General features: G+C 40.9%; 11 protein-coding genes and 1 pseudogene. 8 read left to right on the top strand and 4 right to left on the bottom strand.

Going from position 1 to position 13,649, the window contains the following annotated elements; translation table 11 throughout:
- Positions 1 to 2 precede the first annotated feature (2 nt).
- Positions 3 to 1,566: pseudogene (locus LQ188_RS11990) on the top strand (cation acetate symporter).
- A 167-nt stretch (positions 1,567 to 1,733) separates the two neighbouring features.
- On the opposite strand, the gene LQ188_RS11985 reads toward LQ188_RS11990, so the two are convergent.
- On the bottom strand, positions 1,734 to 2,603 hold the full coding sequence (locus LQ188_RS11985) for a LysR family transcriptional regulator (protein WP_101222387.1): 870 nt from the start codon (positions 2,601 to 2,603) through the stop codon (positions 1,734 to 1,736).
- Positions 2,604 to 2,765: 162 nt separating this feature from the next.
- On the opposite strand from LQ188_RS11985, the gene hpaB reads away from it, so the two are divergent.
- The gene (gene hpaB, locus LQ188_RS11980) at positions 2,766 to 4,238 is read left to right on the top strand and encodes a 4-hydroxyphenylacetate 3-monooxygenase, oxygenase component (RefSeq protein ID WP_230176937.1); all 1,473 of its coding nucleotides are present in this window, start codon (positions 2,766 to 2,768) and stop codon (positions 4,236 to 4,238) included.
- A 78-nt stretch (positions 4,239 to 4,316) separates the two neighbouring features.
- On the opposite strand, the gene LQ188_RS11975 is transcribed toward hpaB, so the two are convergent.
- From LQ188_RS11975 to LQ188_RS11965, 3 genes are read right to left on the bottom strand one after another with little or no spacing between them, the layout of a single operon-like run.
- Positions 4,317 to 4,703: a 5-carboxymethyl-2-hydroxymuconate Delta-isomerase gene (locus LQ188_RS11975; RefSeq protein ID WP_230176936.1), complete on the bottom strand. Its 387-nt coding sequence runs from the start codon at positions 4,701 to 4,703 to the stop codon at positions 4,317 to 4,319.
- Between the two features lie 17 nt (positions 4,704 to 4,720).
- Positions 4,721 to 5,509, bottom strand: coding sequence for a fumarylacetoacetate hydrolase family protein (locus LQ188_RS11970; RefSeq protein WP_230176935.1), 789 nt, complete (start codon positions 5,507 to 5,509; stop codon positions 4,721 to 4,723).
- Positions 5,506 to 6,294 carry a fumarylacetoacetate hydrolase family protein gene (locus LQ188_RS11965; protein WP_101222383.1) on the bottom strand — a complete coding sequence of 263 codons (789 nt, stop codon included), beginning with the start codon at positions 6,292 to 6,294 and terminating at the stop codon, positions 5,506 to 5,508. The genes LQ188_RS11970 and LQ188_RS11965 overlap by 4 nt, the downstream gene beginning before the upstream one ends.
- Before the next feature lie 205 nt (positions 6,295 to 6,499).
- On the opposite strand from LQ188_RS11965, the gene LQ188_RS11960 reads away from it, so the two are divergent.
- The 6 genes from LQ188_RS11960 (at position 6,500) to LQ188_RS11935 (ending at position 13,621) form a co-directional block, all read left to right on the top strand.
- Positions 6,500 to 8,032: a 4-hydroxyphenylacetate 3-hydroxylase family protein gene (locus LQ188_RS11960; protein ID WP_101222382.1), complete on the top strand. Its 1,533-nt coding sequence runs from the start codon at positions 6,500 to 6,502 to the stop codon at positions 8,030 to 8,032.
- Positions 8,033 to 8,184: 152 nt separating this feature from the next.
- Complete coding sequence (locus LQ188_RS11955; RefSeq protein ID WP_101222381.1) at positions 8,185 to 10,044, top strand: XylR N-terminal domain-containing protein; 1,860 nt, start codon at positions 8,185 to 8,187, stop codon at positions 10,042 to 10,044.
- A gap of 257 nt (positions 10,045 to 10,301) precedes the next feature.
- Entirely contained in the window at positions 10,302 to 11,594 is a 1,293-nt protein-coding gene (gene asnS, locus LQ188_RS11950; RefSeq protein ID WP_101222380.1) for an asparagine--tRNA ligase, read from the top strand.
- 116 nt (positions 11,595 to 11,710) lie between these two features.
- A complete protein-coding gene (locus LQ188_RS11945) occupies positions 11,711 to 12,406 on the top strand; it encodes a DnaD domain-containing protein (RefSeq protein WP_101222379.1) in 696 nt (231 codons plus the stop codon).
- A 22-nt stretch (positions 12,407 to 12,428) separates the two neighbouring features.
- Positions 12,429 to 13,085, top strand: a complete 657-nt coding sequence (nth, locus tag LQ188_RS11940) for an endonuclease III (RefSeq protein ID WP_101222378.1) — start codon at positions 12,429 to 12,431, stop codon at positions 13,083 to 13,085.
- Positions 13,082 to 13,621, top strand: coding sequence for a YpoC family protein (locus tag LQ188_RS11935; protein ID WP_101222377.1), 540 nt, complete (start codon positions 13,082 to 13,084; stop codon positions 13,619 to 13,621). The genes nth and LQ188_RS11935 overlap by 4 nt, the downstream gene beginning before the upstream one ends.
- The last annotated feature ends 28 nt before the right edge of the window (positions 13,622 to 13,649 follow it).

Below are 13,649 nucleotides of genomic sequence, written 5' to 3'. Positions count from 1 at the left end.
ACATGAATTGGACAGTTATTATTCTTTTTGCACTAATGTCGATAGGCACCCTTTTCATTACGTATTTCGCTTCCAAAAAAACTAAAACGGCAGGCTCTTTTTATACGGCTGGGGGCGGTTTGACAGCTAGGCAAAATGGACTTGCATTGGCCGGGGATTTTATGTCGGCTTCCACATTTTTAGGGTTGATTGGAGCATTTTCCTTAACGGGGTATGATGGATTTTTCCTGATGTACGGAGCACTTGTTTCATTCCTTGTTGTATTATTCCTGGTGGCTGAACCTTTAAGGAACTTAGGGAAATACACATTGGCTGATATGGTGACTACAAGGTTTAAATATAAACAGGTCCGGGGAGTGACCGCTTTTAATACCTTGGTGATATCAGTGATGTACATGCTGGGTCAACTTGTTGCGGCAGGTGCTTTATTTAAATTGCTTTTAGAATCCCGTATAATACCTCTGTCATTATCGTAGTATTGTAATGTTGGTATTTGTACTATTTGGGGGGATGACGGCGACGAGCTGGGTGCAGATCATTAAAGCAATCCTGCTGATTGGCGGCGTGTTTATATTATTTATGATCGTCATGTGGAAGTTGAATTTTAGTTTCATCGGAATTTTCACGGAAATGAAAACAGCGACACCCATGGGAGCAGCTTACCTGAAGGCAGGTATTAAATATGCCAGTGGGTGGGATGCAGCTTCCTTGTCCCTGGGCCTAATTCTGGGAACGGCAGGTCTACCGCACATTTTAATACGTTTTCTGACTGTCCCGAATGCACAAGTGGCAAGGAAGTCGGTTGTTTGGGTGATGTGGATTATGGGTGCTTTTCATATCATGGTCATTTTTCTCGGATTCGGTGCTGCGAAGTTGGTTGGAACATCGAATATCATGACCGCTAATCCAGCGGGTAACATGGCTGCACCATTATTGGCCCAACTTGTGGGCGGGGACATCTTATTCGCCTTTATTGCGGCCGTTTCCTTTGCAACGATACTGGCAGTTGTTGCGGGAATCGTTTTAACAGGTGCTACGGCATTTTCACATGATTTTTACAATGAAATTTTAAAAGATGGAAAAGCAACGGAAAAACAGCAAATGACGATGGCTAGATGGGCGTCCATTGGTGTGACTGCACTTGCAATCGTTTTATCATTAGGTCTACAGGAATTCAATGTAGCGTTTCTGGCATCGATTGCTTTTACATTGGCAGCCAGTTCGAATTTGCCGGTCATCCTTCTCACCATCTATTGGAAAAAATTCAATAAAACCGGTGCAATGGTCGGTATGATGACAGGTCTTTTTGGTACACTTTTGCTCGTGGCCTTAAGTCCAAATGTCTGGAACCCGGTTCCCGGAGCCACCATCATGACAGGTGACCCGATTTTCCCTTTGAATTCACCAGGAATCGTTTCCATTCCTCTTGGGTTCCTCGCATGCTATTTAGGTTCCCTGTTCAGTAACCGCAGGACAGATTTGGAAACGGTTACAAAAGACAATTATAATGAGATCCTCGTAAAGTCCAATACGGGTCATGATGTTAAGGGTGTTTTGCGACATTGAATGATATGCATATAAATAAAGTGCAGCTCATCGAACTTGTGAATCGATTTTTAAAAGCAGCCATCTAGGTTGCTTTTTTTCTTTTCAATGGAATAGAAATTCCAATCAACACCATAGATTATTAGAAAAGGTGCAAATGAAATGAAGATTTAAGGATAACTGGCCATTCATTCGGAAAAAGTTTCTAGAAATTTGACGGCGCCTTTGGAAAGATAGCGTTCTTCGAGCCAAATAAGGGCGGCTTCGGATTGTACTTCACAATCTATCAATTCGACTATATTTATACCCTGGGTTGAAAACGAATTGGATGTGGTACGTGGCATGATGGTAGCTCCTATTCCTTCCTTCACTAAAGATAATATCATTGCAGCATCAGGACATTCACATACAATCGTAGGTTCAAATCCATGTCTGAAGCACTCATCCACTATAAGCTCATATGTACCTTGACCGCTTACCCTATGCAGCAACAAGAGGGGAAATTCCTTGATTTGTTTAAATTCGATGAAGTCTGGGATATCCCAATCATGTGGGGTGACAAGTACAAAATCTTCCGGTGGAAGGTTAACCGACGAAAACTGCTTACCATTAATTGGGAGTCGCACGATGGCCAACTCGATTTCCCTGTTTATTAAGCCTTCCGTTAAACGGAACGTATCACCTTCCATTAACTTGAATCGTATATCAGGGTATTTTACTCTAAAGGTTCTCATCCTTTGCGGAATGTAAGAAAAGCAGGTTTTTACAGACCCTATGGAAAGAGTGCCCTTTACCCCTTTACTGACTTCCTTCACTTCCAGAAGTGTTTCTTCAAACTGATTCAATAGAGCTTCAGCTTTTTTATATAAAACCTGACCAGTCTCAGTGAGTTTAAGTTTCTTTCCATTCCGATCGAAAAGTTTTTCACCAATTTCCATTTCCATCAATTTAAGTTGTTGGCTAAGAGGCGGTTGAGCCATATGTAATTTTTTTGCAGCTTTGGTTACTTGTTCTTCCTGAACGATTGTCACAAAATATTTTAACTGCCGGATGTCCATTTTATACACCTCATACATATGATTTACATATACATTTTGAATTTTTAAAGTATTTTATATATATCATAACACATGGTATATTTTGTTATATAAATTAATTCAATATTTGGAATTTTAATTGTAAGCGCTTCATTTATATCGATTTTAAAGGGGGATGCAAGCATGTCGGCTAAAACAGGTAAAGAATATATCGATAGGGTAGACAAAGCAAAGGCGAATGTATGGATCAATGGAGAGCAAGTAAAAGATAAGATCAGTCAACACCCAGCTTTTAAAGGGGTCATGAAAACACAGGCTGAATTATATGATTTGCAGCATGATTCCGCGAAAAATGACATCATGACTTATATTTCACCAACTTCAAACGAAAGAGTAGGGACCTCATTCATGCAGCCGAGGACAAAGGAAGACCTTGAAAAAAGGAGGAAGATGTTTCAAGAATGGGCAAGGCATAATAATGGAATGATGGGACGTTCCCCTGACTATATCAACAGTGGGATGATGGCGTACGGTACTGCAGCGGATATGTTCGGCACTCAGGATTCGGCATTTTCAAAAAATATGAAGGATTATTATGAGCTCTGCCGGGAAAAGGATTTGTCGTTGACACATACCTTGATTCAACCACAGGTTAATAGGGGAGTTAGTGCCGCAAAGCTTCCGGATCCTTACATCGCTGCAAGAATTGCTGGCAAGAATTCAGAAGGGCTTATTATAAAGGGAGCCAGATTATTAGCTACACAAGGAGGAATAACGGATGAAATCATGGTTTTCCCTTCGACATTGCTAAAACAATCAGAAGAAGAAAACCCTTATGCATTCGCATTCTCCATTCCAAATAATACACCGGGGTTGAAATTCATCTGTCGTGAATCATTCGACTATGGCAAATCACATTTTGACCATCCACTTGGTTCACGATTCGAGGAGATGGATACGATTATCGTTTTTGATGATGTAGTCGTTCCTTGGAATCGGGTATTTGCATATGGGGATGTAGGCATTTGCAACCAGGCATATAACGAAAGCAATGCAGTTGTTCATATGACCCATCAGGTGGTATCGAAGAATATCGCCAAAACCGAGTTCATTCTGGGGATTTTGCAACTTATGGCGGAAACCATCAATATCGGGCAATACCAGCATGTTCAGGAGAAAATATCGGAAGTCATTATGGCGCTTGAAACGCTAAAGGCTTTCATAACAGCTTCGGAGGCAAACGCGAAATTGGATAAATGGGGAATGATGACACCTGATTTTACACCATTAAACATTGCCCGTAATTATTATCCGAAGATTTACCCTAGATTCAGTGAAATAATGCAGCTTCTTGGAGCTAGCGGCTTAATGGCGATTCCAAATGAAGCCGATTTCAATTCGGAGCTTCGACCGGATTTGGATAAATATCTTCAAGCCACGAATGGTGGAGCATATGACAGGGTCAAATTGTATCGTCTCGCATGGGATGTATGCATGAGTTCATTTGGATCCAGGCAAACGCTGTACGAAAGATTCTTTTTTGGAGATCCGGTCCGTATGGCGAGCGCTTTATATAACGGCTATGATAAACAGGAATATGTGGATCGTGTCAAGGAGTTCTTGAATCGTACTGAAAACCTTGCAGAAATCAACTGAGCGCGGCAGCAGTGGCAAAACATAATAATTTAAAGGCCTCCCCAATGAAGGGGGAGGCCTTTAAATATGAAATCTTGTTCATTTATGATATCGATCATGGATATTATTCTTTTTATATGTGCCAAAATTACTGAATTCCGTAAGTTCCATGGAGAGTGCAAGATATCTTTTTGAAAAGAGGGATGCCAAATGAGATTCCATCGTTTCGAATAGATGGTCACATACTTTGGTTTTATCACTGTCCTGGCGTCCAGCGCCAATTTTTAGGATGGCATGAACAAAGGCATCATCCTCTGTACCATCGGCAACACGATAATGCTTCAATTCAATGGCCCGGGATCGAATGCCGCCAATTGGAAAGATGGAAGGGTAAGATATCAGGACATCATTCACCTTCTTTAATAAGCCATCAATCTGGATTTCATCTTTGATATTATCCGTATATTCAATAATTATATGAGGCATGTGATTAGTCCCTTCCGTTAATTATGGATTTTTAGATGCGGCCGATCCCCGCCTTCAGTAAATGCATCGTCACCGACTATTGTGCTGATGAGTTTCCCGATTCCTTCAATTTCAGTGATGATTTCATCGCCTACAGCGGTATCCGCCAATCCTTCAGGTGTGCCTGTCAAAATGATATCGCCTGGACTCAATGTCATGAAGCTGCTGAAATATTCAATTAAATCAGCAATGCCGAAAATCATGTCTTTCGTGTTGCCTTGCTGAGTCAATTTTCCGTTGACGTAAGTTTTGATGGCAAGGTTCGAAGGATCTGGAATATCTTCGGCATCGACTAGCCAAGGTCCAATGGGGGTGCAGGTATCGCGATTTTTGACCTTTAAGTTTGGTCGGTAGTAATTCTCCAGATAATCACGTATTGCATAATCATTTGCAATCGTATATCCACTTACATACTTATAGGCTTCTTCCTTTTTTATGTTTTTCGCCTTTTTACCTATGACGACTGCAAGTTCACATTCATAATGCATATAAGCTGCATCAGCAGGCCGTCTTGTCTGCCCACGGTGGCCGATAAAGGTATTGGGACCTTTTAAGAACGCAAGGGGTTCTTCCGGGGCTTTAAAAGCAAGCTCCTTCGCATGGTCTGCATAATTCAGGCCAAGCGCGAAGACAGTTCGTGGTTCCACCGGGGGAAGCCAGACAACATCCTGCTCATTGACAATCCGTCCATCCGCCAATTTGAGCTGGCCATAATATTCACTTGCTGGATGTACGGCACCTGCATAGGCTACACGTGCTCTCTTCATAAAATCCCCTCCAGTGATAGTTTTTCCTCGGAAATGATAGTATTTTCCAAATGCCCGATTTCGTCTATTTCTATTCTGACATGATCATTGGCTTTTGCCAGCGGTGCATTCTCTGGAACTCCAACTAGAAGGACGTCACCCGTACTCAAGGTCATGAAGTCTGTTACATCCTCAATAAGGCGGGATATGGAGCGAATTAGATTTGAAGTTGAATTTTCTTGCTTTAGCTCTCCATTTATATATACACGGATTCCTAAAGAATCGGGGCTGGATATCGATTCCTTGGATACGACCCATGGACCGATCGGGCAAAATCCATCACGGGCTTTATGGCGGATAGCAGGACGGAAAACACTTTCATGTGGAACGCTAATATCATTGGCGATCGTAAAACCTTCTATATAATCCAATGCATGTTCTTTCTTGATTCTTGTAGCCGTTTTACCGATTACAATTCCCAGTGCGGCCCCGATTTCCAATTCAGGTATGCCGTTTGGAAGGGGAACTGGATTTGAAAAAGAAGAAAACGTGTTTCTAGGTTTAATATATAGGATCGGCCCTTTAGGAGGTTCATTATAAGGAGGATGGTCGATCTTTCCCTTCAATGCTTCCAATGATCCTTTATAGTTTAATAATGTTCCATATACCGTTCCTGAAATAGGGTTATCCAAATTGATTTGTGATACCTCATACTTATCACCGTTCATTAATATATAGCGGTTCGACAGTATTTCCATTTCTTCCGAATAATCTGACTGTTTGAGTTTCACTCTTGCTTTTGCCATGGACACTCACCCCTTGATTTTATTAATAATCATATATGATATCGTATATGATTATTTGTTTAAGTTCAACATATTTAGATTATTCAGTAAAATCAGACAAAAAATGTTAGAAAAAAGATGGGTTTCAACAGAAAAATGCCTTGAACATTTAGTTAGTATAAAGCTAGAAATCCAAATTGAAAGATTGTGAATGGGGGATGTTCCGATGATGAATGGCAAAGAGTATTTAGAAAGTTTACGAGACGGAAGAACGGTATTCTTGAACGGCGATAAGGTAGATGATGTGACGACACACCCAGCATATCGCAATTCTGCCAGGTCAATTGGCCAACTATATGATGCTCTCCATGATCCGGTTAGTGCTCGGATTTTAACGGCTAAGACAGATGAAGGCCATACTACCCATAAGTTCTTCAAGGCTTCAAAGAACGCAAAAGAGCTGCTTGAAGCAAGGGATGCCATAGCAGAATGGTCAAAATTGAGCTATGGTTTCATGGGGCGTACCCCTGATTACAAAGCTGCCTTTACAGGATCATTGGGACCGTATAGCGATTTTTATAAGGGATTTGAAGATAATGCGAAAAGATGGTATGAAAAAACCACAAAGGACGTTCCCTTCTGTAACCACACAATTATAAATCCGGCAATGGACAGGAATAAACCGCTACATGAAAATAAAGAGGTATTTGTACGTACGGTGGAAGAGCGGGATGATGGAATAATCGTAAGTGGAGCTAAAATGGTTGGAACTTCAGCAGCACTTACGAATTATAATTTTGTCGCGAATTATTCTCCTGTCGATCTTGGGGAAGGGGATAGAAGCCATGCATTGATTTTCTTTGTGCCGATGAATGCGCCGGGATTAAAAATGATCAGCAGACAGTCTTTTGAAGAAACGGCTGCGAGGACAGGCACTCCTTTCGATTACCCGCTTTCTAGTCGGTTCGACGAGAATGACGCAGTCATCGTCCTTGATCATGTATTCATCCCATGGGAGAATGTATTCGCCTATAATAATGTGGAAATTGCCAATGGATTTAGATCCAAGACTGGGTGGATGAACCGATATACATTTCATGGCTGTACACGCTATGCGGTGAAATTGGGCTTTATGGCTGGGCTTCTGATGAAGGCTACGGAGATGGCAGGAACGAATCAATTTAGGGGAGTACAAGCCAACATCGGGGAAGTGCTTGCTTACAGGAATATGTTTTGGGCAATCTCGACAGCGATGGCTACAGATCCGATGGAAGGGCCGTATGGCACTGTTCTGCCCAATAGCACATACGCAACTGCATATAGGGTGTTTGCACCTATGGTATGGCCAAAGGTAAAACAGATATTTGAACAGGTTGTAGCAGGTAATCTCATTCAACTCCCATCAAGCTCCAAGGATTTTTTAAACCCTGAGGTCCGTCCGTATCTCGAAAAATATTATAAGGGTTCTGGCGGGGTTTCGGCAGTGGAAAGGGTAAAACTGATGAAACTTATATGGGATTCCATCGGAACTGAATTTGGTGGCAGGAATGAATTATATGAAATCAATTATGCGGGTAACCATGAAAATATTAGGCTGGAAACCATGAAAATGGCAGATTCAAATGGACAATCAGATAAATTCAAAGCTTTTGTGGACTTGGCAATGGACGATTATGACCTTCATGGCTGGACAAACGATAAGTGGATAAATGAAGATGAAGGCATTGATGCTGATTTGATCCGGCTCCGAACGAATTAATCTGAGTAGAAAAACGTGAAAAAGAAAGGTTTGTATCGGACTCCCACCGGCTTTTCCACCACTGCATGATATGAATGCGTTTACATTTTTATCTTGATAGGTAAGGTGTGGAAAAAGTATAATATTATGTAAAAGGAAAGCCGTGGGGAATCATGACGAATCTTTTGAATCTTAAGAATGATGAAGGGGAAATTCATTTAAATGATGAGAGGATGATCCTGACTTCCTCTTCAATTTTCGGTACCCTAAGAAAAGACTTGATCGAGAATATTGGATTTGAAAGAATGAAGTCTTTTTTAATACGTTATGGCTGGAATATCGGAGTCAATGATGCTAAAAAGGCACTAAAAGGGGATTTGTCAACGGTAAAGGAAATACTGAGGCAAGGTCCAATCTTACATATGCTGCAGGGTTATACAAAAGTTAATACTACGAACCTGGAATTATCAATGGATAATCAAACGGATGTACACTCTGTAAAGGTGGAAGGGGTTTGGGTGAATTCCTATGAGGCAGAGGAACATATCACCCAGACAGGCATTGCGGAAAAGCCAGTCTGTTATACATTGACGGGTTATGCAAGTGGATTTTATTCGACGGTCTGCGGTCACGAAGTGATTTTTAAAGAAAGTGCCTGTAAGGGAGCAGGGCAATCAGAGTGTAGATACGAAGGTAAATCGATACATTTATGGGGCATGGAGATTCAAGATGAGTTGAAATATTATAAAACCAAACCGATTGTACAAGAGCTTGCCGTAACATATGAAAAGCTGCTGGAGGAACGCAATAGTTTATCAAAAGTGATGGATATTCATAATTTGCTGACAGAGGAGTTAATTAACGGAAGAAGCCTTCAATCGATAGTGAGGATGGTTTATCAGAAAACGAAAATTCCTTTGTTGATGGAGAATTTCAATAGCAATCAGGTTTATCATGCTGGGTTTCACATAGGGAAGGTAAGGGAAGTCAGGAATCAGCTCAAACTGATGAGGGAAAATGGTCCTGTCACATTGGAGACCGGAAGAATCGTAAAAGATGGGATGGAGCTGCTTTATACTCCCATAACGTTACAAAATAAAACTTACGGCTATTGTGTTTTTGCGCAATCGGATCCGGTTGAAGGAAAAACGAACCTGGAAATCAATCGAATGATTCTTGAAAGGGTTTCCATGACCGGTTCCTTATTCCTCTTAAATGAGAAAAGCAGTTTTGAAGCCCTTGAAAGGGTAAAAGGTTTATTTCTTGAACAAATATTAAATGGAGAGTTTGCTTCCAGAGAAGAAATAATTAAAAAAAGCATGTATTTAGACGCTTCATTGGATCATCCTTTCACCATTGCGTTGCTTGGCTATGGTTTTTCCTCCGATCGGGGGACAGCGAATGACTATTTCATTCAGCAGAAAATCATCGAAGAGATTTATAGTTTCTTTAAAAAGCGGAATCAAGTTGTCTTAACAGCCTTAAGGGATGGTAATATCGTATTGCTTATACCGCTGAGTCCGGGAACTGAATATCAGCTTCGTACCAAGGAATGCATCAATCACTTATATACTGTTTTTAGCGGATATAACTTTAAAATGGGTCTTAGCACAATAAGTGATGAATTGGAACGGGCTCACGAGGTTTTTCAAGAAGCTTTAACCGCATTGAATATGAATGAAGGTACTCGCGATATTATCAAATTTGAAGAAGTAGATCTGCTATCCATTTTAATGCATACGGGGAGTACTCCAACGGTACTAAAAAAGGCAGAGAAAATGCTGGCTCCTTTATTAATGAAAGATGACCCAAAAATGAAGGAATTATTGAAAACGCTTTATGTATTCCTGCAATGTGGTGGAAATCTTGAATGCAGTATGAAAGAATTGAACATTTCAATGAGTGGATTACGGTATCGGATCAAAAGACTTGAAGCGCTGCTTTCCTGCCAAATAAGAGATCCTAAAAGTGCTTTTCAATTATATGCATCATTTGAAACTTTGTTGAAGGCGAAAATGATTACCATTGGTTGATAGGATTCAATCCCTTGTTGAAAATGGAAATGTCGAATGATACATATACCAAGATGACTTTACTGTAATGAGCTTTGGGCGATAGTGAAAAATAATCTACCATATAATCTGGCGGGTATGCTCCAAACATAATAAGAGTGATAGAAAAGGCATGGAAGTTCTACTTCAATTGATTTATTTGCTTGTAAGCAGGGCTATGGGTATAATAAGTAGAGTAAATTCCTTAGTAAGTTAAGCTATTTTTGGAGGTAAATTCCGTGAAAATTACAATAAAAGATGCTAGCAAATTCGTCGAACAAGAAGTAACCATTGGAGGCTGGCTTGCCAGCAAGCGTTCCAGTGGGAAAATTGCTTTCCTTCAAATCCGTGATGGCTCTGGTTTCATTCAAGGTGTGGTCGTGAAAGCTGATGTGGGTGAAGAAATATTCGCTCGTGCGAAATCGGTTTCGCAAGAGTCATCCTTGTATGTAACAGGTGTCATTCAAAAGGATGAACGCTCGCCGTTCGGTTTTGAGTTACAGGTGAAAGATATTGAAATCATTCATGAATCATTGGATTATCCCATTACACCTAAAGCGCATGGTCCTGAATTCTTAATGGATAACCGCCATTTATGGCTGCGTTCAAAACGGCAGCATGCAGTCATGAAGATCCGTAATGAAATAATCCGTGCTACATATGAATTCTTTAATGAAGAAGGTTTCGTTAAAGTGGATCCCCCAATTTTAACTGGAAGCGCACCAGAGGGAACGAGTGAATTGTTCGCGACCAAGTACTTTGATGAGGATGCATACCTTTCACAAAGTGGTCAGCTCTATATGGAAGCGGCTGCCATGGCACTTGGGAAGGTATTTTCATTTGGACCTACCTTCAGGGCAGAAAAATCCAAAACAAGACGACATTTAATCGAGTTCTGGATGATTGAACCAGAAATGGCTTTTATCGAATTTAAAGAAAACCTGGAGGTTCAGGAGCAATTCGTTTCTTCGATCGTCCAATCCGTATTGAAAAACTGTCAGCTTGAGTTGAATACACTGGGCCGCGACATAGCGAAGCTTGAACAAATTCAAGCTCCTTTCCCGCGTATTACATATGATGAGGCCATTAAGTTCCTTCATGAACAAGGATTTAATGATATCCAATGGGGTGATGATTTTGGGGCTCCGCACGAAACTGCGATTGCGGAAAGTTATGATAAGCCCGTTTTCATAACTCATTACCCAACTAAAATCAAACCTTTTTATATGCAGCCAGACCCTGACAGGGAAGAAGTCGTTCTTTGTGCCGATTTGATCGCTCCAGAAGGATATGGAGAAATAATTGGCGGTTCAGAGCGGATTCATGATCAGGAATTGCTAGAGCAGAGAATCAATGAGCATGGCTTGAGCGAGGATGCTTACAAATGGTATATGGAATTAAGAAAATATGGCTCTGTACCGCATTCAGGCTTCGGTTTGGGATTGGAACGTACCGTTGCATGGATCAGTGGAGTCGAGCATGTCCGTGAAACCATCCCGTTCCCACGCCTATTAAATCGATTATATCCTTGATTCCGTAATGAAGCGGTTATCTTGCCATATTTGGCAGATAACCGTTTTTTGTTAAAATTATAAACTTATTCGGGGAGCCGTATTCATGTTATACTTAACCAGAGGTGTCCAAAAACATGAATAAAGAACATTTATATGCGTGGTTTAAGGAAGGAACGATAACGATTCCATCCTTTTTGCTGACTAACTATAGTACAATGGGACTAAATGAACAAGAAATGGTCCTTTTATTACAATTGCAAAGCTTCATAGATAAAGGTAACCATTTCCCTGCACCATCCCAACTTTCTGACCGAATGACATTGCAGGAAACGGAATGTCTATTCTTGATCCAGCGTTTGGTCCAAAGGGGATTTATTGAAATGATGGTTGAGGATAGCCAAGAAATCGGACAGGAAAAATACTCGTTGTCTCCACTTTATGAAAAAATGATGGACTGTTTCTTGAAAACTTTGAAACAGACAGAGTCTGCTGAAATCCAAAAAGCGGGGGAGAGCCTTTATACGATTTTTGAACAGGAGTTCGGCCGCCCTTTATCTCCTTATGAATGTGAGACATTGGCAATGTGGATGGAGGATGACCATCAACCCGAAATCATTAAGTCAGCTTTGAGGGAGTCTGTCATTTCCGGAAAATTGAATTTCAGATATATTGATCGAATTTTATTCGAGTGGAAAAAGAATGGAATTAAAACCTTGGAACAGGCAAGGGAGCAAGGACAAAAATTTAGAGTTCACCAAAAGAGGGACCGAAAGACGGAAAATGCACGACCATTGAAAGATGTGCCTTTCTATAACTGGCTCGAGCAGTAATGTAAATTGAAGGAGAACCAATATGTTGAATAAAGCTCAAATTCGATATTGTCTGGATACGATGGGTGAAATGTTTCCGGATGCCCATTGTGAGCTGAATCACTCCAATCCATTTGAATTGGTGATTGCTGTTGCCCTGTCAGCTCAGTGTACGGATGTATTAGTCAATAAAGTAACGAAGGATTTATTTCAAAAATATAAAACGCCTGAGGATTACATAAGCGTTCCGATAGAAGAGCTGGAAAATGATATTCGCTCAATCGGTTTGTTTCGTAACAAGGCTAAGAATATACAAAAGTTGTCGCGCATGCTGATCGAAGAATACGGTAAGGAAGTTCCCAGAGATCGTGATGAGCTTGTTAAATTGCCTGGCGTTGGCAGAAAGACGGCGAATGTAGTCGTTTCCGTTGCTTTTGATGTGCCTGCGATTGCTGTGGATACCCATGTAGAGCGTGTTTCCAAGCGTCTGGGATTATGCCGTTGGAAGGATAGTGTCCTTGATGTTGAGAAAACGTTGATGGCTAAGATACCAAAGGATGAATGGTCCGTTACGCATCACCGCCTGATATTCTTTGGACGCTATCATTGCAAGGCCCAGTCACCAAGATGTGAAACCTGCCCGCTTCTTGAATTATGCCGTGAAGGAAAAAAAAGAATGAAAAGGAAAGAAGCCAATTGACGCAGTCCATATCATTAAAAGTCCCTGAAGTATTGGACCACCCTTTGTTTTTTCCTGAAAAGGAAACCAACTTGGAAAAAGAGCGTTTTGCAGGTTGGAGTGGAACGATCCCATTCGAGGCTTTTCCGTATGAGTTACTTTATTATAATAATGTAGAGGCTTATGCTCCTTGGACTATGGGGGCATTGCATATAAAGGAACTGCTGGAAAAATGGAAGGGAATTGATTCAGAATGCAGTTTGCTATTTTCCGAGCGAAAAGTGGGGCAGACTTTGTTACTCATGAAGCAGGGGATCGGTTTATTTTTAACCGCAATCTTCTGGATGCATGGAAAGCCAGTGGTTTTGAGTGATTTACGGGCAAAAATAGAATCCTTTACCAATATTCCGGTGAACCTTGCTGAAAGGCTTTCTTTCATCCTTGCTAGACCCGCTTTTTTTCATTCATATAGACAGCTTAGTGAGTTGTTCCGAGAATTTGAAAAGCAATATGTGAAGTTCATGATCAAAAATAAGAACATCCAAAAAAACGTCTAAGCTTTTAGCTTAGACGTTTTTTAAGTCA

Source organism: Peribacillus sp. Bi134, from assembly GCF_918698065.1.
Taxonomy (GTDB): domain Bacteria; phylum Bacillota; class Bacilli; order Bacillales; family DSM-1321; genus Peribacillus.
The sequence above is the reverse complement of the archived record's forward strand: the minus strand, read 5'-3'. Positions and strand labels throughout refer to the sequence as shown.

Coding starts and splice junctions, on each gene's coding strand:
- LQ188_RS11945 (WP_101222379.1), top strand. CDS start 11,711: ATGAATAAAGAACATTTATATGCGTGGTTTAAGGAAGGAACGATAACG.
- LQ188_RS11965 (WP_101222383.1), bottom strand. CDS start 6,294: ATGGCAAAAGCAAGAGTGAAACTCAAACAGTCAGATTATTCGGAAGAA.
- LQ188_RS11985 (WP_101222387.1), bottom strand. CDS start 2,603: ATGGACATCCGGCAGTTAAAATATTTTGTGACAATCGTTCAGGAAGAA.
- LQ188_RS11970 (WP_230176935.1), bottom strand. CDS start 5,509: ATGAAGAGAGCACGTGTAGCCTATGCAGGTGCCGTACATCCAGCAAGT.
- hpaB (WP_230176937.1), top strand. CDS start 2,766: ATGTCGGCTAAAACAGGTAAAGAATATATCGATAGGGTAGACAAAGCA.
- LQ188_RS11955 (WP_101222381.1), top strand. CDS start 8,185: ATGACGAATCTTTTGAATCTTAAGAATGATGAAGGGGAAATTCATTTA.
- nth (WP_101222378.1), top strand. CDS start 12,429: ATGTTGAATAAAGCTCAAATTCGATATTGTCTGGATACGATGGGTGAA.
- LQ188_RS11960 (WP_101222382.1), top strand. CDS start 6,500: ATGATGAATGGCAAAGAGTATTTAGAAAGTTTACGAGACGGAAGAACG.
- LQ188_RS11975 (WP_230176936.1), bottom strand. CDS start 4,703: ATGCCTCATATAATTATTGAATATACGGATAATATCAAAGATGAAATC.